Source organism: Roseobacter sp. MED193 (genome assembly GCF_000152965.1).
In the GTDB taxonomy this organism is placed as follows: Bacteria; Pseudomonadota; Alphaproteobacteria; order Rhodobacterales; family Rhodobacteraceae; genus Pseudophaeobacter.
The window spans coordinates 2,370,916-2,392,706 of the sequence record NZ_CH902583.1; the positions used below are offsets into that span (position 1 = coordinate 2,370,916).

20 protein-coding genes and 1 tRNA gene are annotated in these 21,791 nt (G+C 57.4%); 9 read left to right on the forward strand and 12 right to left on the reverse strand.

The window, feature by feature from the left end:
* Nucleotides 1–117: 117 nt before the first annotated feature.
* The 7 genes from lptB to MED193_RS13785 form a co-directional block, all read right to left on the reverse strand.
* A complete protein-coding gene (lptB, locus tag MED193_RS13755) occupies nt 118–879 on the reverse strand; it encodes an LPS export ABC transporter ATP-binding protein (protein WP_009810344.1) in 762 nt (253 codons plus the stop codon).
* Nucleotides 879–1,385, reverse strand: a complete 507-nt coding sequence (locus MED193_RS13760) for an LptA/OstA family protein (RefSeq protein ID WP_009810345.1) — start codon at nt 1,383–1,385, stop codon at nt 879–881. The genes lptB and MED193_RS13760 overlap by 1 nt, the downstream gene beginning before the upstream one ends.
* Before the next feature lie 18 nt (nt 1,386–1,403).
* The gene (gene lptC / locus MED193_RS13765; protein ID WP_009810346.1) at nt 1,404–1,985 is read right to left on the reverse strand and encodes an LPS export ABC transporter periplasmic protein LptC; all 582 of its coding nucleotides are present in this window, start codon (nt 1,983–1,985) and stop codon (nt 1,404–1,406) included.
* 20 nt (nt 1,986–2,005) lie between these two features.
* Nucleotides 2,006–2,974, reverse strand: coding sequence for an SIS domain-containing protein (locus MED193_RS13770; RefSeq protein WP_009810347.1), 969 nt, complete (start codon nt 2,972–2,974; stop codon nt 2,006–2,008).
* Nucleotides 2,971–3,585: a ribonuclease D gene (locus MED193_RS13775; protein ID WP_009810348.1), complete on the reverse strand. Its 615-nt coding sequence runs from the start codon at nt 3,583–3,585 to the stop codon at nt 2,971–2,973. Before MED193_RS13775 ends, MED193_RS13770 begins: the two co-directional genes overlap by 4 nt.
* A 423-nt stretch (nt 3,586–4,008) precedes the next feature.
* Nucleotides 4,009–4,095, reverse strand: a tRNA-Leu gene (locus MED193_RS13780).
* 121 nt (nt 4,096–4,216) lie between these two features.
* Nucleotides 4,217–4,648 carry a globin gene (locus tag MED193_RS13785; protein WP_039966195.1) on the reverse strand — a complete coding sequence of 144 codons (432 nt, stop codon included), beginning with the start codon at nt 4,646–4,648 and terminating at the stop codon, nt 4,217–4,219.
* Between the two features lie 245 nt (nt 4,649–4,893).
* Here MED193_RS13785 and MED193_RS13790 point away from each other — a divergent pair, with 245 nt between their 5' ends.
* The gene (locus tag MED193_RS13790; RefSeq protein ID WP_009810350.1) at nt 4,894–5,883 is read left to right on the forward strand and encodes a complex I NDUFA9 subunit family protein; all 990 of its coding nucleotides are present in this window, start codon (nt 4,894–4,896) and stop codon (nt 5,881–5,883) included.
* Nucleotides 5,884–5,981: 98 nt separating this feature from the next.
* Here the strand turns inward: MED193_RS13790 and MED193_RS13795 are convergent, their stop codons facing one another.
* Complete coding sequence (locus tag MED193_RS13795; protein WP_009810351.1) at nt 5,982–6,788, reverse strand: undecaprenyl-diphosphate phosphatase; 807 nt, start codon at nt 6,786–6,788, stop codon at nt 5,982–5,984.
* 252 nt (nt 6,789–7,040) lie between these two features.
* On the opposite strand from MED193_RS13795, the gene MED193_RS13800 reads away from it, so the two are divergent.
* From MED193_RS13800 to MED193_RS13835, 8 genes are all read left to right on the forward strand, one after another.
* Nucleotides 7,041–8,486, forward strand: a complete 1,446-nt coding sequence (locus tag MED193_RS13800; protein WP_009810352.1) for an NAD(P)-dependent oxidoreductase — start codon at nt 7,041–7,043, stop codon at nt 8,484–8,486.
* 33 nt (nt 8,487–8,519) lie between these two features.
* The gene (locus MED193_RS13805) at nt 8,520–8,957 is read left to right on the forward strand and encodes a GFA family protein (protein WP_039966196.1); all 438 of its coding nucleotides are present in this window, start codon (nt 8,520–8,522) and stop codon (nt 8,955–8,957) included.
* Between the two features lie 27 nt (nt 8,958–8,984).
* The gene (locus MED193_RS13810; protein WP_009810354.1) at nt 8,985–9,809 is read left to right on the forward strand and encodes a hypothetical protein; all 825 of its coding nucleotides are present in this window, start codon (nt 8,985–8,987) and stop codon (nt 9,807–9,809) included.
* 12 nt (nt 9,810–9,821) lie between these two features.
* Nucleotides 9,822–14,354, forward strand: a complete 4,533-nt coding sequence (gltB, locus tag MED193_RS13815) for a glutamate synthase large subunit (protein ID WP_009810355.1) — start codon at nt 9,822–9,824, stop codon at nt 14,352–14,354.
* A gap of 151 nt (nt 14,355–14,505) precedes the next feature.
* Entirely contained in the window at nt 14,506–15,246 is a 741-nt protein-coding gene (gene mtgA, locus MED193_RS13820) for a monofunctional biosynthetic peptidoglycan transglycosylase (protein WP_009810356.1), read from the forward strand.
* 69 nt (nt 15,247–15,315) lie between these two features.
* Nucleotides 15,316–15,981, forward strand: coding sequence for a glutathione S-transferase family protein (locus tag MED193_RS13825; protein WP_009810357.1), 666 nt, complete (start codon nt 15,316–15,318; stop codon nt 15,979–15,981).
* Between the two features lie 102 nt (nt 15,982–16,083).
* On the forward strand, nt 16,084–17,136 hold the full coding sequence (gene queG / locus MED193_RS13830; protein ID WP_009810358.1) for a tRNA epoxyqueuosine(34) reductase QueG: 1,053 nt from the start codon (nt 16,084–16,086) through the stop codon (nt 17,134–17,136).
* A gap of 70 nt (nt 17,137–17,206) precedes the next feature.
* Entirely contained in the window at nt 17,207–19,213 is a 2,007-nt protein-coding gene (locus MED193_RS13835) for a hydantoinase/oxoprolinase family protein (protein WP_009810359.1), read from the forward strand.
* Between the two features lie 68 nt (nt 19,214–19,281).
* Here MED193_RS13835 and msrA read toward each other — a convergent pair whose 3' ends face one another.
* From msrA to MED193_RS13855, 4 genes are all read right to left on the reverse strand, one after another.
* Nucleotides 19,282–19,797 (reverse strand): peptide-methionine (S)-S-oxide reductase MsrA, encoded by a 516-nt coding sequence (gene msrA / locus MED193_RS13840; protein WP_009810360.1) that lies wholly within the window; start codon nt 19,795–19,797, stop codon nt 19,282–19,284.
* Nucleotides 19,794–20,243, reverse strand: a complete 450-nt coding sequence (gene msrB, locus MED193_RS13845; RefSeq protein WP_009810361.1) for a peptide-methionine (R)-S-oxide reductase MsrB — start codon at nt 20,241–20,243, stop codon at nt 19,794–19,796. Before msrB ends, msrA begins: the two co-directional genes overlap by 4 nt.
* Before the next feature lie 146 nt (nt 20,244–20,389).
* Nucleotides 20,390–21,262, reverse strand: a complete 873-nt coding sequence (locus MED193_RS13850) for a DMT family transporter (RefSeq protein WP_009810362.1) — start codon at nt 21,260–21,262, stop codon at nt 20,390–20,392.
* 187 nt (nt 21,263–21,449) lie between these two features.
* Nucleotides 21,450–21,743 (reverse strand): HU family DNA-binding protein, encoded by a 294-nt coding sequence (locus MED193_RS13855; protein WP_009810363.1) that lies wholly within the window; start codon nt 21,741–21,743, stop codon nt 21,450–21,452.
* Nucleotides 21,744–21,791: the final 48 nt, after the last annotated feature.

Below are 21,791 nucleotides of genomic sequence, written 5' to 3' on the forward strand. Positions count from 1 at the left end.
TGCGGCAAATTGATGGTCCGGGCTCCGGTTGGTTGGCGGAAAATAGCCGCAGCATTCGCGGCAAATTTGAGGCAACCTGTAGGTGCCTGGCAGAAAAAGCGGCGCGTAAATTTAGGGTTAAGAAATACGGAAATTGTCGCCCAGATAGACGCGGCGCACGTTTTCATTTTCAACGACTTCGGCGGGTGTGCCTGACATCAGGACCTGGCCATCGTGCAGGATATAGGCGCGGTCAACAATCTCGAGAGTCTCGCGCACGTTGTGATCGGTGATCAGTACGCCAATGCCACGCTTTTTCAGATCTGCCACCAGATGGCGAATATCACCCACAGAAATAGGATCAACACCGGCGAAGGGTTCATCCAAAAGCAGGTATTTTGGATCTGCAGCCAGGCAGCGGGCGATCTCAACCCGGCGGCGTTCACCGCCCGATAGCGCCAGAGCGGGCGCACGGCGCAGATGCTCGATGGAGAAATCCGAGAGCAGTTCTTCCAGCCGCTCGCGCCGACGGTGGCTGTGTTTCACAGCGATGTCCAACACCGCCATGATGTTATCCTCGACAGAGAGACCGCGGAAGATCGACATTTCCTGTGGCAGGTAGCCAATGCCAAGGCGGGCACGTCGATACATCGGCAACGTGGTAACGTTTTGACCGTCAATCGTAACGGTGCCAGCCTCTGGGAAGATGAGCCCGGCAATGGCGTAAAAGCTTGTGGTTTTGCCAGAGCCATTTGGCCCCAAAAGTGCAACCACCTCTCCGCGATCCAAAGTGATAGAGACATCGCGGATCACGACTTTTTTGCGGTAGCTCTTGCGCAGCTTTTCAATGCGCAGCCCCGAAGACCCTTCGGTCAGTTTAAGATCAGGTGTCGGGGACATCAGTTATTGTCACTGGAGCTGGGATTCAGAATTGTCTTGACGCGCCCGGCCATGCTGGCGGTTCCAGTGGTGAGATTGACCACCATACGCTGCGACGCCAGTGTACCTGCGCTTTGGTTGAGCAAAACATCCCCGGTCAGGACGATGGTGCCCTCGTCAATGGTATAGTCTGCGCGCTGCGCCTCGGCCGCATCAGGGCCGCTGACCAAAAGCACGCTTCCGGTGGCCTCTAAACGGTCGATCGCGCGTTTGCCGGTGTCATCGGTTTTGTAGATGACCAGGACCCGATCCGCGGAAAGCTTCATCACGCCCTGCACGATCAAGACACTACCGGTAAATTCAGCTGAACCATCAGCCTGATTCACCGATAGAGCATCGGAGGTGACTTCAACTGGCAAAGAGGGGTCTGCCTTGACGGCGCCAAAGGCAACATTCTGCGCGGCAGCGGGCAGAGTGAACCACAGGGTTGAGATCAGGAAAATGAATAGGGCACGCAAATGAGTCACAATCTATCTTTCCAATTTTTAAGGAGCGTATACCAGCTTGACGTCATTGGTGAAGAGCAGATGCACGGGACCACCCACAGTTTCTGAACTGATCTCCATGTGCCCGGCGGTCAGTTCTCCTAAATCCCCCTTTGCCCGTATAGCTCCGGGGCTTTCAGCGTGCACGGCGCTGAGCTGCGTTTTCAGCACCTCGGTTGTAACCACCATGCCCTCCGTCGTGGTGATTTCGACATTGCCGACAAAGCGTGCGAGATCTTGATCCGGGTGCACTGTTCCGCGATCCGAGGTCAGAGTGATTTGCCCCCCTGTGACCATGCGGATCTCTGCCTTAAGGGCGCTGGCAATTACGGGCTGGTCGTTGCTGGCGCGGGCCACGTCGGCTGTGACCCAAATTTCATCTCCCTGAAGGGTAGAGCCAGAGAAAAACGGCGCGGTGACCTGTTGACCACGCAGGCGCTCTTCTATTTCGCGATCAGCAAAGGGGATAACCACCTCGTTGTCAGAGCTGGGCGAGATCAGAAACAGGGTCGACAACAGAGCCAGGGCTGCCAGCGGCAGAAACACCTTGAGGTAGCTCACCATGCGGGAATACTGATCCATATTGAGGTGCTATCCAGTTCCTAACCGAGACCCGCCCGCAGGCAATCATGAATATGCAACAGCCCCTCGGCGCGTTGCCCCTTGGCCGGATCAACCACAAACAGACAGGTGATCTTGCGCTGGTTCATGATGGCCACTGCCTCTGCCGCAAGGGCATCAGGTGAGATGGTTGTGGGGTCTTTCGTCATGACGGCGGCGGCTTCCTTTTGCAGCAAGCCGTCCATATGGCGCCGCAGGTCACCGTCGGTGATGATGCCCAGCAGATTGCCCGTGGCATCGGTAACACCAGAGACGCCAAATCCCTTTTGGCTGATCTCGATCAGCGCGTCCGACATCGGGGTGTCAGCGGCGACGACAGGCAGGGCCTCATCGCCGTGCATCAGATCGCTGACCTTGCTGAGCTGCGCGCCCAGCTTGCCACCAGGATGAAAGTCGCGAAAATTCTCGGGACGAAAATCACGATGTTTCATAATGGCAATGGCCAGTGCGTCGCCCATGGCCAGGGTCAGGGTGGTAGAGTTCGAGGGCACAATGCCATAACCGCAGGCCTCTCCCATCGCAGGGATCTGCAACTGCACATCTGCCTGGGTCATCAGGGTGCTGTCGGGTTTGCTGGAGAGCCCAATCAGCGGGATGTCAAAGCGGCGGGTAAAGGCCAACAAGTTTGCCAGTTCCGGCGCTTCGCCGGAGTTGGAGATTGCGACAACCACATCGCCTTTGGATAACATGCCCAGGTCGCCATGGCTGGCCTCGGCGGGATGAACAAAATAGGCAGGGGTGCCGGTGCTGGCGAGGGTGGCCGCAATCTTGCGCCCGATATGGCCAGACTTGCCAATGCCGCTGATAATGATACGCCCGGTTGCCGCCAGAACCAAATTGGCGGCTTCGACAAAGCGCTCATCAAAGCTTTCGGCCAGGGCCTCGAGGGCGCGGGCCTCGTCTGTGGCCACCTGGCGGGCGGTGGCGAGGAGTTGTTCAGAGGAGGTCATGAGTGCGCAAAGATATCCGTTTCGGGCCAGCCGGCCAGGTCAAGTTTGGCACGCATCGGCAAAAAGTCAAAACAAGCCTGGGCCATTTCCATGCGTCCTTCGCGTTCCAGTCGCTTGTTCAGGGCTTCGCGCAGGCGATGCAGGTACAAGACATCCGAGGCTGCATAGTCCAGTTGCGCCTCCGTCAGCACCTTGGCGCCCCAGTCGCTCATCTGCTGCTGTTTGGAGATGTCGACACCGATCAACTCCTGCGTCAGGTTTTTGAGCCCATGGCGATCCGTATAGGTGCGCACCAGACGGCTAGCAATTTTTGTACAATAGACCGGCGCAGTCAGAGCGCCAAAGGCGTGATACATGGCGGCAATGTCAAAGCGGCCAAAGTGGAACAGCTTGAGTGTTTCAGGATCTTCCAGCATAGCGCAGAGATTCGGAGCTTCGGTCTGCCCCTTTGCCACTTGCACGATATGGGCATTGCCGTCGCCATCAGACAACTGAATGACGCAGAGCCGATCACGATGGGGGTTCAATCCCATGGTTTCGCAGTCAATCGCCACGACCGGGCCTAGTTTTAGATCGTCAGGCAGGTCGTTTTGATACAGATGGTTGGCCAATGCAGAAATCCTTTGCCGATGGCGGACCCTAGCGGGTCTCATCCTGGTCACAGTCTGGTTCATGGTTTGGCGTCTTGCGCCGGTGATCTCGAAATAAGCGCAATGCAGCGTGAACTCAACTCCCAGGCCGCACGGAACCTCTGCTGGGGCCGGAAATTTATATTATGCCCGCTATGGTCCAGTTTGGGGAACTTGGTCTCGCATTGGTTTTGAGCTTGGACTTCCATACCTAGGCGATGACCCTGAACGGCAGATTAAAGCTGCATCGCGTTGGTCAGGAAGGCGACCAGCGGAGTTTGCTCTTTCCCAGTGCCAGTGTCGCAGTGTGTTATGATGTCAGGTGATCTGTACGTGTTGGGGCAACATACCAATTTAACCCCGTTGATAGAGGGGTCATTTTTACAGATTTTTATGGGGAATAAGTGGTGCCCAGGAGAGGACTCGAACCTCCACATCGTTGCCAATACTAGCACCTGAAGCTAGCGCGTCTACCAATTCCGCCACCTGGGCAGGTGTCGTGAGGGGCGTATAGGCCGCTGTGTCGGGGGCGTCAAACGGATTTTTGACATTTTTGCAAAAACTCCACCACCGGTCATGCTTTCCCGTCTCCCCGTAAGATCTGGCAGCGTGATCAGGCACTGGTTTCTGGGTGGTCGGAAGAGGTAAAAAAGTTCATTCTTTTGGCCACAAATTTCAGGAATTGAGTCCAGGCTTCATGAATTTCATCGTTCCACTCAGGACCAAGGGTCTTGGACAGGGAGTTGGTGAAACTATGGATGAACTGGTCAAAATGGGCATCCGAGATTTCCATTTTGCGATGCTTGCCACCCAGTTCGCTGAGTATGCCATCCAGCCGTTCGGTACTTTCCAGAGCCTCAGCCATATGTGTCAGCGAGGCAAGCATCTTGGCTTCCAAGCGTTCAGTGTCGGTGGGAAAGAAAACCTTCGCCTCGGGGCAAGCGGTAAAAAAGGTTTGGTAAAAGGCGGGAATGAAAGCTTCGAGGTCCATCCGGTCACTTTCAAAGCTGCGGAGTACTAAGGCGTTGCAGAGATTGGTTTCCACTAAGTTGGTCCTCGATTTTCGAAATTATGTATCTAAATTGTATGTTATGAGCATGTTAGGCGATCACTTTTCAGTATCTATTACTAGTTTTGAATGTGTGGGAAGGCAAATTGAACCTCTGCAAACTTTGTTAACGTCAAATGCAGGTTCTATACGCATTGTGCCTTTGGTCTCGCGTTTTGCGCCTTGTTTGAAAGGCGTAGGAGCGGTAGATCGGAGGCATAGCTATTTGCAGGAGCCAAGAGATGTCCAAACTGGTCACGATTTATGGCGGGTCTGGTTTTGTCGGCCGCTACATCGCACGCCGCATGGCAAAAGAGGGTTGGCGCGTTCGGATCGCCGTGCGCAGGCCTAATGAGGCCATGCATGTCAAACCCTATGGTGTGCCGGGTCAGGTTGAACCTGTGCTGTGCAACATCCGTGATGATGTTTCTGTTGCGGCAGCGATGCAGGGCGCGGATGCCGTGGTAAACTGCGTTGGGGTTCTGAACGCCCATGGTAAAAACACCTTTGACGCAGTTCAGGCAGAGGGCGCGGCGCGGGTGGCGCGACTGGCGCAGCAGCAGGACATCGGCCAGTTGGTGCATATCTCAGCGCTGGGGGCTGACGCCGAAGGCGAAAGCGAATATGCCCGTACCAAGGCTCAAGGCGAAGAGGCTGTGCGCAGCAATTTTGCCAATGCGGTCATCCTGCGGCCTTCGATCATTTTTGGCACCGAGGACGAGTTCTTCAATCGTTTTGCCGGTATGGCCAGCCTGTCACCACTGCTGCCGATCGCCAAGGGCAAAACCCTGTTTCAACCGGTCTATGTTGATGATGTTGCGCGGGCTGCAGTTCAGGGCGTTCTGGGGCGGGCGGAGCCTGGCATCTATGAGCTCGGTGGGCCTGAGGTAAAGAGCTTTGCCGCGTTGATGCGTCAGATGTGTGATGTGATCATGCGTCGTCGTATTGTTCTGTCGCTGCCAGGCTTTGCCGTCTGGCCGCTGGCCTTTGGCTTTGACATGCTGCAGGCGGTGAGCCTGCAGTTGATTGAAAACAAAGTCCTGACCCGCGACCAGTTGAAGAGCCTGGGAACGGATAATGTTGTTTCCGAGGGCGCCAAGGGGTTTGCCGATCTCGGGATCACGCCTGAGCGGATGGGGCCGATTTTGCCTAGCTACCTGTGGAAGTTCCGCCCTGCTGGCCAATACGATGAGATGACGGCCTCGGCGCGGAATCTTAAGGGTGATGCCTGAGTTCAGGTTCCTTTGCCGCTGACAGAGTACAAATAACTTAAAGGGTGCTGGATCTCTCCGCGCCCTTTTTCTGTGTCAGGGCAATGCTCCGTCTGGCCTTAGGCGCTGTAGGCATAGCCCAGCAGGATCAGCCCCAGAATAACACGATATATAACATAGGGGGTAAAACTGACCGAACGCAGCAGGCGCATCATCAGGCTAAGTGCCGCCAGGGCAGAGAGCATGGCCAGAACAGCGGCGATACCAGCGTCCCGGATGAGCGCCATATTGGCCTCAAGAGCGACCTCGGTGCCCAGCAATACTCCAGAGGCAATGATGGTGGGGATCGACATCAGCATGGCGATACGGGCACCATCTTCGCGGGTGTAACCCAGTTGCCGGGCGCCAGTGATGGTGATGCCGGACCGCGAAGTGCCGGGGATAAGGGCAATCATTTGCCAAAGTCCCATGATCAGCGCGTCACGGATCCCCCAGTCGCTGGCGGTCTTTTGGTGCGCGCCTTTCTGGTCTGCGACATAGAGAACCACGCCAAAGACCAGCATGGTCCAGCCAATCACAGCTGGAGAGCGTAGCGCATCGCTGAGGCCTGAGAAATGCAGGAAGGCCCCAAAGAGAACCGTGGGAATGGTGGCAATGATCAGCCCCAGTGCCAGCTGAGAGCCCTCAGTGTCGTTGCGCCCGCAGGCAAGGCAGGTCAACCCAACCAGCCCCAAACGCACATCACGCCAGAAGTACAGCACCACCGCGGCCAGGGTGCCCAGGTGGACGGCCACGTCTATAACCTGGCCTTGGTCTGAATAGCCCGTCAGTCCAGGTAGGAGAATCAGATGGCCAGAGGAGGACACGGGAAGGAACTCTGTGATTCCTTGGATCAGCGCGACGAGAACAAGCTGTAAAAACGGCATAAAATGATGTCCTGAAATAGGATGGTCTGGATGAGTCGTGGTTGGGTTAAGGCAATATGTTTCTGTATAAAACTTGGGGTCAGATAAGAAAGAACAGTTTTAGGTCCGATATGGACCTAAAAATGCTGTACATTCCCGTGAGAAGCAGTATCAGAGAAGGAAGTTATCATTTTTAGGTCAGCATTGTTGACCAATCAATTGCAAGGCTCCTGTCCGGACCTGTCGCAGCCAGCCAAAATAGGGAGTTCGCCCATGGCCAAGCAACCGATGCTCAAATTCGTGAAGATCGATCGCGATATGCCGCAAAAGCGCGCAGCTGACACACGCCGCGAAGACTTTGACGAAATTTATTCGGAATTCGCTGCGGCTAAAGCGGAAGAGCAGGCGAGCCGGTGTAGTCAATGTGGCGTGCCCTATTGCCAGTCACACTGCCCGCTGCACAACAATATTCCCGATTGGCTGCGCCTCACCGCCACTGGCCGTCTGGAAGAGGCCTATCAGACATCCCAGGCAACCAACACCTTTCCCGAGATCTGCGGCCGTATCTGCCCGCAGGACCGGCTGTGCGAAGGTAACTGTGTGATCGAACAGTCCGGCCACGGCACTGTGACCATTGGTGCGGTGGAAAAATACATTACCGATACCGCCTGGGACAAGGGCTGGGTCAAAGCCAATGCCCCGTCACAGGAGCGCGCGGAAAGCGTTGGCATCATTGGGGCTGGGCCCGGTGGTCTGGCGGCGGCAGACATGCTGCGCAAGGCCGGAATTCAGGTGACTGTCTATGACCGCTATGATCGTGCGGGCGGCTTGCTCACCTATGGGATCCCCGGTTTCAAGCTGGAAAAAGACGTGGTCATGCGCCGCAACCAGCTGCTGGCAGATGGCGGCGTCACCTTTGTGATGAACTGCAACATCGGCGAGGACATCAGCTTTGACGAGATCCGTGCAAAACATGACGCGGTGATCATTGCTACCGGTGTGTACAAATCTCGCGATCTGGAAATGCCGGGCTCCGGTTCTACTGGCATCGTAAAGGCAATCGATTTCCTGACCGCCGCCAACCGCGCGTCAAACTTTGGCGATACGGTAGAAGAGTTTGAAAATGGCACTTTGAATGCCGAGGGCAAAAAGGTCGTGGTGATTGGCGGCGGCGATACCGCGATGGACTGTCTGCGGACCTCGATCCGTCAGGGGGCGACCTCGGTCAAATGTCTCTATCGTCGGGACCGTGCCAACATGCCTGGCTCGCAGCGTGAGACGCAGAATGCCGAAGAGGAAGGCGTACAGTTTGAATGGCTGACCGCGCCCAAGGGCTTTGCGGACAACGGGGGCAAGGTGTCTGGCGTGATGGTCCAAAAGATGCGTCTGGGGCAGCCCGATGCTACAGGCCGTCAGGCGCCCGAAGTGATCGAGGGTGCGGACTATGTTGAAGAGGCCGATCTGGTGATCAAGGCGCTGGGCTTTGAACCCGAAGCGCTGCCCACTCTCTGGGGTCAGCCGGATCTGCCCGTGACCCGCTGGGGCACAGTCAAGGCCGCCTTCCGCACCGGGGCTACCGATTTGGACGGTGTCTATGCCATTGGTGACATCGTGCGCGGTGCCTCGCTGGTGGTCTGGGCAATCAAGGACGGGCGCGACTGCGCTGAGGCCCTTGTTGAGCGTTTCAACAGTGCCGCTGCGCAGGTCGCGGCAGAGTAATTCAGCAAAGCCACCGTAAGGGAGCCAGGGTAGATGAGCGAGTTACAAGGACATTGTATGTGCGGCGCCGTTACCGTTTCGATGACGCCAGCACGCCCGGCCCTTGGGGCTTGCCACTGTGATATGTGTCGTCGCTGGACCAGTTCGGCCTTGATGACCATTCCGGCGGCGCCAGGCTATGCGGCGCTTGGCCCGGTAAAGACATATGTGTCGTCAGACTGGGCCGAACGCGCGTTTTGCGCCGATTGCGGTTCAGCTCTTTGGTATCGCATCACAGCTCCCGGTAAGATGCATGGCCAGGTTCAGATGGCGGCGGGCCTTTTTGACAATGCCGGTGGAACCAAGCTCGGTCTGGAACTTTATATCGACAGAAAGCCCAAGGGCTACGCCTTTGCGGGAGAGCATCGGCAGATGACCGAAGCAGATGTCATGGCAGCGTTTCGCCCTGCGGCAGAAGAAGGAAAAAGCTAGGATCCCTGTGATCGTTGCTGACTTAAAATGAAAATCGGGATCCGCAAATCACTTCGTCAGGCCTTGTTTCGCCTGAAGTCACGCAGCCTCTGCGATGAGGCTGGGGCTGATATTCGCGCGCTTTCCGGTCGCGAAGACGCAGGGATAGTGGTTTTCACAAGTTACAACGCCAATGCGGCAAAACGCGGTCTGCTCGAATTTGCAGCCAGCGCGTCAAACCAGGGCGCGCGTCATTGTATCTTTGTGACGGACCGTCGGCAGGGTTGGTTTCAGGGGAGCGATTTCTCATCTGCGGTCTTGCGGACAATTTCCGACTATGTCGCGCGCTACCGGCTGAAACGATTGATGGCGGTGGGTGTATCCATGGGGGGATATGGCGCCATTTCCTACGCCGCACAGATCGGAGCGGACTCCGCCCTGGCTTTTGCTCCGCAGTATTGCCCGCACCCGGATCGCTTTCCTGAAGATACCCGCTGGGCGGAGGCCCGTGCGCGGATCCGGGAGTTTTCCCGCCCCTCGCTGCATGAATCTATGCGTTCAAAAACACAGTATACGCTGCTGCACGGCCGCTGGAGTGCTGAGGACAGCCTGCATTGGCAGGCTTTCCCACAGGGCTCCAATATTGACCATTTCCTGGCCGATCGCAAAAGCCACGATGTTATCGATCCTCTACGCGAGGCGGGGGTGTTGTACCCGATTGTCGATGCTGCATGGGGGAAAGATCGGACCAAAATGCGCAGTCTGATGCGCAAAATCAGCGCCCTTCAACGACGACCGGGAGAACGCGCTGAAGACCTTAACAATAATCGGGCTCTGAATGCCCAGCTTACGACAAGCTATGCCACTAATTGATCGGAGAAACTCATGACCAAATTTGATGCTGACTGGGTCCGCGCCGAGGAAACGAAGCGTAAGTGGATGGCCGAGAATGGGCTCTATACCGAGGAAGAAGAGCATTCTTCTTGTGGTGTGGGTCTGGTGGTTGCCGTTGATGGCAAATCCAGCCGCAGCGTGGTTGAAGCCGGTATTAATGCGCTGAAAGCCATCTGGCACCGCGGCGCTGTTGATGCTGATGGCAAAACCGGAGACGGCGCAGGTATCCACGTCCAGATCCCGGTTCCGTTCTTTTATGACCAGATTAAGCGCACGGGCCATGAGCCGCGTGAAGATCAGTTGATGGCTGTTGGTCAGGTCTTTTTGCCACGGACCGATTTTGGTGCGCAAGAGACCTGCCGGACCATCGTCGAGACCGAAGTTCTGCGTATGGGCTATTACATTTACGGCTGGCGCCACGTGCCTGTCGACGTGACTTGCCTGGGCGCGAAAGCCAACGCGACACGTCCTGAGATCGAGCAGATCCTGATTTCGAACTCTAAAGGCGTTGATGAAGAAACATTCGAACGCGAGCTCTATGTGATCCGTCGTCGGATTGAGAAGGCCGCAGCTGCCGCTGGTATTGGCGAGCTCTATCTCGCCTCGCTGTCCTGTCGTTCAATCATCTATAAGGGCATGATGCTGGCCGAGCAGGTTGCGGTCTTCTATCCCGATCTGATGGACGAACGCTTTGAGAGCGCTTTTGCGATCTATCACCAGCGCTATTCCACCAATACCTTCCCGCAATGGTGGTTGGCACAGCCCTTCCGCATGTTGGCCCATAACGGCGAAATCAACACGCTGAAAGGGAACGTCAACTGGATGAAGAGCCATGAAATCCGCATGGCCTCTGCGACCTTTGGCGATCATGCCGAAGACATCAAACCCATCATCGCAGGCGGTGCGTCCGATTCGGCAGCACTGGATGGCGTGTTCGAGGTTCTGGTGCGCGCGGGTCGCTCTGCGCCCATGGCTAAAACCATGCTGGTGCCGGAAAGCTGGTCCAAGCAGGCAGTGGAGCTGCCACAGGCCTGGCGTGACATGTATTCCTATTGCAACTCGGTGATGGAACCCTGGGATGGTCCGGCGGCCCTAGCAATGACCGATGGCCGCTGGGTCTGCGCCGGCCTGGATCGCAATGGGCTGCGTCCCATGCGCTATGTGGTCACCGGCGATGGCCTGGTGATCGCGGGGTCTGAAGCGGGCATGGTGCCCATCGACGAGGCATCTGTGGTGGAAAAAGGCGCGCTGGGCCCTGGCCAGATGCTGGCTGTGGACATGAAAAAGGGCAAGCTGTTTCACGACACTGAGATTAAGAACAAGCTCTCGGCCGCGCTGCCCTTTGGCGAGTGGGTGAGCAAGATCAACGACGTTGATGCCACCCTGGCCACCGTGACAGAGGCGCCGATCTTCACCGGCGATGAGCTGCGTCGCCGTCAGGTGGCTGCGGGCTATACCATCGAAGAGCTGGAGCAGATCCTGTCGCCAATGGCCGAAGATGGCAAAGAGACCCTGGCCTCGATGGGGGATGACACGCCGTCGGCTGTGCTGTCGAAACAGTACCGCCCGCTGTCGCATTTCTTCCGCCAGAACTTTAGCCAGGTAACCAACCCGCCTATCGATTCCCTGCGTGAATTTCGGGTGATGTCGCTGAAGACGCGCTTTGGTAACCTGAAAAACGTGCTGGACGAAGACAGCAGCCAGACAGAGATCGTGGTGCTAGAGAGCCCCTTTGTGGGCAATGCCCAGTGGGATAAGCTGGTGGGGCAGTTCAATGCGCCCCTAGTGGAGATCGACTGCTCGTTTGATCCGGCTGAGGGTTCCCTGAGTCTTGCGCTTGACCGTATTCGTGCAGAGGCAGAAGACGCGGTGCGCTCTGGCGCTGGCCATTTGGTTCTGACCGATCAGTTTTCGAATGCAACCCGTGTGGCCATGCCAATGATCCTGGCGACCTCGGCGGTGCATTCCCACCTGACCCGCAAAGGGCTGCGCACCTTCTGCTCGTTGAATGTGCGGGCAGCGGAATGTGTGGATCCGCATTACTTTGCCGTGCTGATTGGCTGTGGTGCCACCGTGGTCAACGCCTATCTGGCCGAGGATTCCTTGGCTGACCGTATTGAGCGGGGATTGCTGGATGGCACTCTCACTGAAAATGTCGCCCGTTACCGGGACGCTATCGACCAGGGTCTGCTCAAGATCATGGCAAAGATGGGTATTTCGGTGATTTCTTCCTATCGTGGGGGGCTGAACTTTGAAGCCGTCGGCCTGTCGCGTGCCATGTGCGCCGAGTTCTTCCCGGGTATGACTAGCCGGATTTCCGGCATTGGTGTCAGCGGTATCCAGGTTAAGGCCGAGGAAATCCACAAAAAGGGTTGGGGGGGTGAAGATAACATCCTGCCCATCGGTGGTTTCTACAAGGCACGCAAATCCAGCGAGACCCATGCCTGGGAAGCCACCTCGATGCATATGCTGCAGATGGCTTGCAACCGCGCCTCTTTCGAGATGTGGAAACAGTATTCCGCCAAGATGCAGTCGAACCCGCCGATCCATCTGCGCGATCTCCTGGACATCAAACCCATGGGCAAGGCGGTTCCGATCGAAGAGGTGGAAAGTATCACTTCGATCCGCAAACGTTTTGTCACCCCAGGTATGTCGCTGGGCGCTTTGAGTCCTGAGGCGCACAAGACCCTGAACGTGGCGATGAACCGCATCGGTGCCAAATCCGATTCCGGTGAAGGTGGCGAAGATCCGGCGCATTTTGTGCCAGAGCCAAACGGCGACAACCCAAGCGCCAAGATCAAGCAGGTGGCTTCGGGTCGTTTTGGTGTGACCGCGGAATACCTGAACCAGTGCGAAGAGCTGGAGATCAAGGTGGCCCAGGGCGCTAAGCCCGGCGAGGGTGGCCAGCTGCCCGGCATGAAGGTCACCGACCTGATTGCCCGTCTGCGTCACTCGACCAAAGGTGTGACCCTGATTTCGCCACCGCCGCACCACGATATCTATTCGATCGAGGATCTGGCGCAGCTGATCTACGATCTGAAACAGATCAATCCGCGCTGCAAGGTGACCGTTAAACTGGTGGCCTCCTCTGGTGTGGGCACCATCGCGGCGGGCGTGGCCAAGGCGAAGGCAGATATCATCCTGATCTCGGGCCATAACGGCGGTACCGGAGCCTCCCCGGCGACCTCGATCAAATATGCGGGTCTGCCCTGGGAAATGGGCCTCACCGAGGCGCATCAGGTGTTGGCGATGAACAACCTGCGCGAACGTGTCACCCTGCGGACCGATGGGGGCCTGCGCACAGGACGTGATATCGTTATGGCGGCGATGCTGGGCGCAGAAGAATACGGCATTGGCACCGCGGCGCTCATTGCTATGGGTTGCATCATGGTACGCCAGTGTCAGTCCAACACCTGCCCAGTAGGTGTCTGCACCCAGGACGAAGCGTTGCGCGGTAAATTCACCGGCAATGCGGATAAGGTTGTCAACTTGATCACCTTCTATGCGCAGGAAGTGCGGGAAATCCTCGCCTCTATCGGCGCGCGTAGCCTGGACGATGTCATTGGTCGTGCGGATCTTCTGGCTCAGGTTAGCCGGGGATCGGCGCATCTAGATGATCTGGATCTCAACCCGCTGCTGATCACCGTCGATGGCGCGGCTGATATTGTCTACAACCGCGACAAGGATCGCAATGCAGTGCCCGATACCTTGGATAGCGAAATCGTCCGCGACGCGGCGCGTTTCCTGCAGGATGGCGAAAAGATGCAGCTGTCTTATGCGGTGCAAAACACCCATCGTTCGGTGGGGACTCGCACTTCGAGTCACATCGTGCGCAACTTTGGCATGCGCAATGCCTTCCAGCCGGATCACCTGACGGTGAAACTGCAGGGCTCTGCCGGGCAATCCCTGGGGGCCTTTGCGGCACCCGGGCTGAAACTGGAAGTGTCTGGCGATGCCAACGACTATGTGGGTAAGGGCCTGTCGGGAGGCACCATTGTCGTCCGCCCGCCGATGTCCTCTCCTCTGACTGCCAGCGAGAATACCATTGTCGGCAACACCGTGCTCTACGGTGCCACTGATGGATATCTCTTTGCGGCGGGCCGTGCTGGTGAACGCTTTGGCGTGCGCAACTCGGGCGCATCGGTCGTGATCGAGGGCTGCGGTGCCTGTGGCTGTGAGTATATGACCGGTGGTGTCGCTGTGATCCTTGGTTCCATTGGCGCCAACTTTGGGGCCGGTATGACCGGCGGCATGGCCTATCTTTATGATCCAGAGGGCAAGGCTGAAACCATGATGAACATGGAAGGCCTGGTGACCTGCGCGGTGACTGTGGATCACTGGGAGGCTCAGATGAAGGGGCTGATTGAACAACATTTGGAAGAGACCGGTAGCCGCAAGGCCGCTGAGATCTTGCAGAATTGGGATCTGGAGAAAGGCAGCTTCTTGCAGGTTTGCCCAACCGAGATGCTCGATAAGCTGGCCCATCCTTTGAGCCTGGAAAAATCGGCGGTTCCTGCTGAATAAATCAGGATAGCGCTGTCCCTAAAGAATTGTCCCGCAAGCTGGTCGCTTGCGGGGCTTTTTGTTTTGGGCTGTGTATCTTTTCCCGAGGTACCCGAGTTGTGAGCTGCGATTCTTGGTTGGTTCCGAGGGCTTGGCTATCCTATAGAGGGGTATGGCAAAGGCAGCGAAAAAAACCAAAAAAACCAAATCGAGCCGTTCCTGGATCAGAGCCCGTCTGGCGCAACCGCTGCGCTGGGTACGGCGCTGGATCTTGAGGGGGGTTTTGGCTTTTGTACTGGTGGCGACTCTGATGGTGCTGTTGTTTTCAGTGGTGAACCCGCCAACCACTCATACAATCTGGAGTGAAAAGCGCCGTCTTGGTGAGGTGGATCAAGAATGGGTTCCGATGGAAGATATTGCGCCAGTTCTGGCGCGTTCCGTTGTGGCCGCGGAAGATGCGCGATTCTGCCAACACTGGGGTATTGATGTTCAGGCTATTCGGGCTGCTTTGGCTGAGGGAGGGCAGCGCGGTGGATCTACCCTGTCGCAGCAGGTGGTGAAGAATGTCTTTCTCTGGCAGGGACGCAGCTGGGGGCGCAAGGCGCTGGAAACCCTGCTGACCCCGCTAGTGGAGGCGATTTGGAGCAAGAAGCGCATTTTGGAAGTCTATGTGAATGTTGCAGAGATGGACGAGGGGATTTTTGGCGCAGAGGCGGCAGCCCGGCACTATTTTGGTGTCGGACCGGATGAGCTGAATGCACGTCAGGCGGCATTGATTGCGGCTGTTTTGCCAAATCCAAAGCAGCGATCTGCTGCGCGTCCGAGTCAAAACCTGCTGCGTCGGGCGGCAAAAATCCAGGATGGGGCGGCTACCATCCGCGCAGATGGACGATCGCGCTGTTTCGAGGATTGAAGTTTTGCTGCGCACAGGGCATTGCTGGAACAGACCCTCGCAGCTCGATCCGGAGTTCCAAAAGACCCTATGGCCCGTCTCTATCATGTCCCGCTTTCACCCTTTTGTCGGAAAATCCGCCTGTCTTTGGCGGAGAAGAAGATCGAAGTAGAGTTGGTCGAAGAGCGCTATTGGGAAGCAGATCCGGATTTCCTGCGCCGTAACCCGGCGGGAAAGGTGCCGGTCATTCGTCTGGATGGGAAGATGATGTCGGAAAGCGCCGCCATCTGTGAATATCTGGAAGAAACGCGACCGACGCCTTCGTTGATGCCCAGCGATGCGGACGGGCGCTATGAGGTGCGTCGCATCGTGAGCTGGTTTGATGATAAGTTTCATTCTGAGGTGACCTCAAAACTGCTGTATGAGCGGGTCAACAAGAAGGTCACAGGGCAAGGCTACCCGGACAGTAAGAACGTCAAGGCCGGGGCAAAAGCGATCAAGTATCACCTCGATTATATGACCTGGCTGTTGGATCACCGGCGCTGGTTGGCGGGGGATCAGATGAGCCTGGCAGATTTTGCCGCCGCAGCGCATCTGTCGTCACTTGACTATATTTCGGATGTGGATTGGAACCGTTCGGCTGTGGTCAAGGACTGGTATGCCAAGATCAAATCCCGCCCTGCCTTTCGCTCTATCCTGGCTGACCAGATATCGGGTTTTCGTCCGCCGGCACATTATGCTGATCTCGATTTCTGAACGGCTGGCGTTATGGCGGAGTTGCTGGCACAGTGAGGGGGCTGTCTGCCCCCTCTTGCCTTTTGCTAAAGACAAATCACCCCCGAGGATATTTCCGGCCAAATGAAACATGGTGCTGACTTGAAGGCGCGACTGGTGGAGCGGGCGATTGCCGAGGGGTTTGTCGCTTGCAAGATCTGTCGCCCCTGGGACGTGCCACAGGTGCCAGAGCGGCTGCAGCAGTTTCTTGAAAAAGGCTATCATGGGCAGATGGGGTGGATGGCGGAGCGCAGCCATTGGCGCGGTGATCCGAGTGTTTTGTGGCCTGAGGCGCGCTCGGTCATCATGCTGGCGGAGAGCTACACCCCTGATGAAGATCCCATGGCGGTTGTCGGCTGCCCTGATCGGGGCGCCGTGTCGGTTTATGCGCGCAACAAGGACTATCATGATCTGGTCAAGAAACGCCTGAAACGTTTGGCGCGCTGGCTTATTGAGGAGTCCAAGGCTCAGGACGAGGCGGCTGAGGTGAAGGTTTTTGTCGACACCGCTCCGGTTCCGGAGAAGCCCCTGGGGCAGGCGGCGGGACTTGGCTGGCAGGGAAAGCACACCAATCTGGTGAGCCGCGACTGGGGCAATTGGGCCTTTTTAGGCTCTGTTTTTACCACGCTTGATTTGCCGGTGGATGCTCCTGAGCCCGATCGGTGCGGGTCCTGTTCGTCTTGCTTAACCGCCTGTCCAACGGAGGCCTTTGTTGCCCCCTATCAAATGGATGCGCGACGGTGCATTTCCTACCTGACAATCGAGCACAAAGGTCCTGTTGACGAGGAGCTGCGCGGCAAGCTGGGCAATCGAATCTATGGCTGTGATGATTGCCTGTCAGCCTGCCCCTGGAACAAATTTGCAGTTGCGGCCAGTGATCTGCGCTATGCGGCCCGGGCCGAGTTACAGGCGCCCAAGCTGGCTGAATTGGCGGTGTTGGATGACGCCGAGTTTAGGGCTTTTTTCTCAGGCTCACCGATCAAACGGGTGGGGCGGGATCGTTTTGTGCGCAATGTGCTTTATGCCATCGGCAATTCGGACCTTCCGGCGCTGCGTAGCGTGGCACAGGGGCTGGTCGAGGATCCTGATCCGACGGTGGCTGACGCGGCACAATGGGCGGTTCAGCAGCTTTCATGACGCAAACAGAATGGATCCGTCTCAAATAGGCGCTAGAACCTGTTGGGCGAATGGCTTGGAGACGATTGAAATGGCACTGCTTTTGGGGGTGGATACGGGCGGAACCTATACGGATGCGGTATTGATCCGTGACGAGAAAGAGGTGATTGCAAGTGCCAAGTCGCTGACGACACGGGCGGATCTTGCCATTGGAGTTGGCGGTGCCATACGGGCGGTTCTGGAGCAATCAGGCCGTGCGGCTGCTGAGGTTTCGATGGCTGCGCTGTCGACCACCCTGGCGACCAATGCCCTGGTCGAAGGGCAGGGGGGGCGTGTCGCGCTGATCTATGTGGGTTTTGGTGAGGGGGATCTCGATCGCCATGGGCTGAAGGATGCGCTGAAAGGCGACCCGGCGCTGGTTCTGGCCGGTGGTCACAATCACGCTGGCGTGGAAGCCTGCGCCCTGGATACTGAGGCGCTGAGAGGCTTTTTAAAGACACATTCGGCCGGGGTCTCGGGGTTTGCGGTGGCCTCGGTCTTTGCCACCCGCAACCCGGCGCATGAGTTGAAGGTGGCGCAGATCATTGGCGAGATGACACAGGCACCAGTGACCTGTTCGCATCAGTTATCGGCCAAATTGAACGGACCCAAGCGGGCGGTGACCGCTGTGCTGAATGCGCGCCTTATTGGCATGATTGACCGGCTGATTGGCCGGGCGCAGCACGTGCTGACCGAGTTAGGTGTAACCGCGCCTATGATGGTGGTGCGCGGGGATGGGGCTTTGATGTCGGCACATCAGGCGCGCGAACGCCCGATTGAAACCATTCTGAGTGGTCCTGCGGCCTCGATTGTCGGTGCGCGCTGGATGACCGGGGCGGAGAATGCACTGGTGAGTGATATTGGCGGCACCACCACGGATGTGGCGCTGATCCGGGATGGCAAACCAGCCATTGATCCGGCAGGCGCGCGGGTGGGCGAATTTCGCACTATGGTCGAGGCGGTGGCGATGCGCACCACGGGGCTTGGCGGGGACAGTCAGGTCCATTTGCAGGCCAGCGGCTTGCAGGGCGGCGTGACACTTGGCCCGCGGCGCGTTGTACCAATTTCTCTGATGGCGGCCGAAGCTCCGGAGTTGGTGCACGCGACGTTGGATAAGCAGCTTTTGGCACCTGTGGTCGGAGAGCATGATGGCAAGTTTGTACGTGCCGTTCTGGGGCTCCCCGCGGCTGGATTGGGAGAGCGAGAACATACGCTGCTGGGGCGAATTGGTACCGAGGTGCATCCCCTAGGCGCCATTTTGCGTACCCGGATGGAACATGGTGCGCTGAGCCGACTGGTGGATCGTGGGTTGGTACAGGTCTCGGGTGTGACCCCGTCGGATGCCAGTCATGTTCTGGGCCGGGTTGCGGCCTGGGATGCAGAAGCGGCAGTCAAGGCACTGACGCTGTTTGCCCGGCGGCGCGTTGGCAGTGGAGAAAGCCTGGCTAAGGATGCTCAGGGCCTGGCACAGATCATTGTGGATCAGCTGACGGAACAGACCGCCATTACCTTATTGGAGTCTGCTTTTGCAGAGGAGGCAGAGGATTTTCCTCTACCGCCCGGAGATCTGGCGCGGCATGTGCTCACGCAGCAGGGGCTTTCCTCGCATCGTGGGGTGCTCTCTCTGGATTTGTCGGTCAACATCGATGTGGTTGGGCTTGGTGCCTCGGCACCCTGCTATTATCCAGCCGTGGGAGAGCGTCTGAAATGCAAGATGTTGCTGCCAGAACATGCAGGGGTGGCCAATGCAATTGGCGCGGTTGTGGGGCGGATCACCATGCGGCGCAGCGGCAGCGTCACCGCGCCGGCGGAGGGAAAGTTTCGGGTCCACCTTGACAGTGAGCCGTTAGATTTCACCACCTCTGAAGAGGCTTTGCAGGCGTTGGAGCAGGCCCTGCGGAAACAGGCCCACGCTGAGGCCGAAGCGGCGGGGGCGGAGGATATTCATATTCATGTCACCCGGGATATGCGCATGGCCGAGGTTGAGGCGCGTGAAGTTTTTGTTGAGGCCCTGCTGACGGTTGAGGCCAGTGGGCGTCCACGAGTCGCCAGAGGCTAAGAGATAGAAATCAAAAGGCCCACCCCGAGATGAGGCGGGCCTTGGCGTAAAAGAGGCTCTAATAAGGGCTATTCTGCCGCTGACGCACGTTTGGGCAATACCCAGTCAGGGCGTGCAAAATGGCAGGTGTAGCCATTGGGTTGGCGTTCTAAATAGTCTTGATGTTCAGGCTCAGCCTCCCAGAAATCGCTAACGCCTTCGACCTCGGTGACTACCTTTCCAGGCCAGAGGCCGCAGGCCTCAACATCGGCAATGGTGTCCAGGGCCACTGTTTTTTGCGCCTCATCCACGTAGTAAATGGCCGAACGGTAGCTCATCCCAAGATCATTGCCCTGGCGATTTGGCGTGGTGGGGTCGTGGATCTGGAAGAAGAACTCCAGCAAATCGCGATAGGATGTCTGGCTCGGGTCAAAAACGATCTCTATGGCCTCGGCATGAGTGCCGTGGTTCTTATAGGTCGCGTTGGCCACATCCCCACCAGTATAGCCGACGCGGGTACTCAACACGCCTTTGCGCTTGCGGATCAGATCCTGCATGCCCCAAAAACAACCCCCTGCCAGGACGGCGCGCTCGGTCACACTCATGCGTTTTCCTCCACTTGATTAATGTAGTCTGCATAGCCCTCGGCCTCCATCTCGGCCAGTGGAATAAATCGCAGCGAGGCTGAGTTGATGCAGTAGCGCAGGCCGCCGCGATCCACGGGCCCGTCAGGGAAGACGTGACCGAGGTGGCTGTCACCATGGGTCGAACGCACCTCAGTGCGGATCATGCCCAGGCTGCGGTCTTCCAGCTCGCTGACATATGCGGGTTCAATGGGTTTGGTAAAGCTGGGCCAGCCACAGCCAGAATCATATTTGTCGCTTGAAGCAAACAGCGGTTCGCCAGAGACGATATCAACATAGATACCGACCTCTTTGTTGGCGAGCAATTGGCCGGTCCCGGGACGTTCGGTGCCAGCGTTTTGCGTGACGTAGAATTGTTCTTCGGAAAGGGCGGCAATGGCTGCCGGGTCTTTGCTGTATTTACGCATATCATTCTCCGTCTGGTGCGGTCTTCTCTCTCAGGCCGCTCTGTTCGCTGTATTGGTAAAGATGGGGTGTTGTGGGCAAAATGCAAAGAGCATTTCACCGCGATCGCGTCTCTGTGTGGGGAAGCGCCGGTTGGCGGCAGGGGCGACTATTGCGGCTTGGCCTGGCGTGACAGTTGCACCGCCAGAATACCCAGGGTCACGACGGCCACGCCAATGATATCCAGCAACCCCAGTTTTTCGCCCAAGAGGACACTGGCAACGGCTACGCCAAAGACCGGATTGAGAAAGTGAAAGGTGGCAGCGCGGATGGCGCCAATACGGTTGAGGAGCAAGACCCAGATAAAGGTCGCCATCAGGCCGGGCACGATGGTGGTATAGGCAAAGGCGAGGCCCAGCCGCAGGGTTGGATTGACAAAGATCTCTTCGGTCAGCGGCGCGGCGACAAACAGGATGGCAGAGCCAACCAGCATCTGCAGCCCAACAACCATCATGAAGTTGCCCCCTGAGGTGGCGCCGCGTAGCGCTAGCGTCGCCACGGCCAGAGCGAGAACACCAATGACGCAGAGAAGCATGCCAAAAAGATCCACTCCGTCACTGATGCGAGTCCCCATGATCAAGGCCACGCCAGCCACACCTGCAAGCAGCCCCAATACCCCCAGCGGTCGCAGCTTATCGCCGTAGATCAGCCAGGTGGCCATGGCGACCAGCAGTGGCATTGTGGAGGCAATAATTGCCGCCAGAGAGGCCTCGATCCATTGCATGGCGACAAAGTTGAGCCCTAGGTAGAGCGCATTCTGACAGAGGCCAAAGATCATGGTTGCGCGCCACTGGCCGCGGGTCAGGCGCCAAGTCTGGCCCAGGGCCAGGGCGATACCAACCCCAATCAAGCCTGAGATCAGAAACCGTACTGCCAGGGAAAACAGCGGCGATGCATCCATTACGATGATCCGGGCTGAAGTAAAGGCTGATGACCACATGAAGGCAAAGGTGAGCCCCATGGTAACTGCGCGTAGATCCATACCGGTGTCTCCCAGGGGGCTGATAGCTGTCTCAGGTCTTTAGCAAGGCAAGTACACTGTGGGAATGCACATTCGTGCTGGGATCACAGGATTGGCATTAACCCCCCAGACGGCAGATCTGCGGGCACAAAAAAGGGCCGCCAAAGGCGACCCTGATTTCGGTAGCTGTAATCCGGAAATTCCTGGATTAGGCTTCGCCGTTGACGCTGTCTTTCAGAGCCTTGGCAATGGTCATTTTCACGACCTTGTCAGCTTCTTTCATGAACTTCTCGCCAGTGGCTGGGTTGCGCACTTCGCGCTCGGGACGCTCGCGGCAATAGATTTTGCCAACGCCAGGCAAAGTCACGGCGCCGCCAGCGGACACTTCGCTTGTGATCAGCGCGCAAACAGCTTCCAGTGCTGCGCCTGCTGTCTTTTTGTCTTCGCCCATTTCATCAGCCAGAGCTGCAACCAGCTGGGTCTTTGTCATTGGTTTGGACATTCTCAGATCTCCTTAAAACTGCCCGAACTATGGGGCCTCATCGCGCAA

Excerpts from the sequence above, each read along its gene's own strand:
- lptB (WP_009810344.1), bottom strand. The coding sequence starts at position 879 with ATGTCCCCGACACCTGATCTTAAACTGACCGAAGGGTCTTCGGGGCTG.
- lptC (WP_009810346.1), bottom strand. The coding sequence starts at position 1,985 with ATGGATCAGTATTCCCGCATGGTGAGCTACCTCAAGGTGTTTCTGCCG.
- MED193_RS13770 (WP_009810347.1), bottom strand. The coding sequence starts at position 2,974 with ATGACCTCCTCTGAACAACTCCTCGCCACCGCCCGCCAGGTGGCCACA.
- MED193_RS13790 (WP_009810350.1), top strand. The coding sequence starts at position 4,894 with ATGTCCAAACTGGTCACGATTTATGGCGGGTCTGGTTTTGTCGGCCGC.
- MED193_RS13795 (WP_009810351.1), bottom strand. The coding sequence starts at position 6,788 with ATGCCGTTTTTACAGCTTGTTCTCGTCGCGCTGATCCAAGGAATCACA.
- MED193_RS13800 (WP_009810352.1), top strand. The coding sequence starts at position 7,041 with ATGGCCAAGCAACCGATGCTCAAATTCGTGAAGATCGATCGCGATATG.
- MED193_RS13805 (WP_039966196.1), top strand. The coding sequence starts at position 8,520 with ATGAGCGAGTTACAAGGACATTGTATGTGCGGCGCCGTTACCGTTTCG.
- MED193_RS13810 (WP_009810354.1), top strand. The coding sequence starts at position 8,985 with ATGAAAATCGGGATCCGCAAATCACTTCGTCAGGCCTTGTTTCGCCTG.
- gltB (WP_009810355.1), top strand. The coding sequence starts at position 9,822 with ATGACCAAATTTGATGCTGACTGGGTCCGCGCCGAGGAAACGAAGCGT.
- mtgA (WP_009810356.1), top strand. The coding sequence starts at position 14,506 with ATGGCAAAGGCAGCGAAAAAAACCAAAAAAACCAAATCGAGCCGTTCC.
- MED193_RS13825 (WP_009810357.1), top strand. The coding sequence starts at position 15,316 with ATGGCCCGTCTCTATCATGTCCCGCTTTCACCCTTTTGTCGGAAAATC.
- queG (WP_009810358.1), top strand. The coding sequence starts at position 16,084 with ATGAAACATGGTGCTGACTTGAAGGCGCGACTGGTGGAGCGGGCGATT.
- MED193_RS13835 (WP_009810359.1), top strand. The coding sequence starts at position 17,207 with ATGGCACTGCTTTTGGGGGTGGATACGGGCGGAACCTATACGGATGCG.
- msrA (WP_009810360.1), bottom strand. The coding sequence starts at position 19,797 with ATGAGTGTGACCGAGCGCGCCGTCCTGGCAGGGGGTTGTTTTTGGGGC.
- msrB (WP_009810361.1), bottom strand. The coding sequence starts at position 20,243 with ATGCGTAAATACAGCAAAGACCCGGCAGCCATTGCCGCCCTTTCCGAA.
- MED193_RS13850 (WP_009810362.1), bottom strand. The coding sequence starts at position 21,262 with ATGGATCTACGCGCAGTTACCATGGGGCTCACCTTTGCCTTCATGTGG.
- MED193_RS13855 (WP_009810363.1), bottom strand. The coding sequence starts at position 21,743 with ATGTCCAAACCAATGACAAAGACCCAGCTGGTTGCAGCTCTGGCTGAT.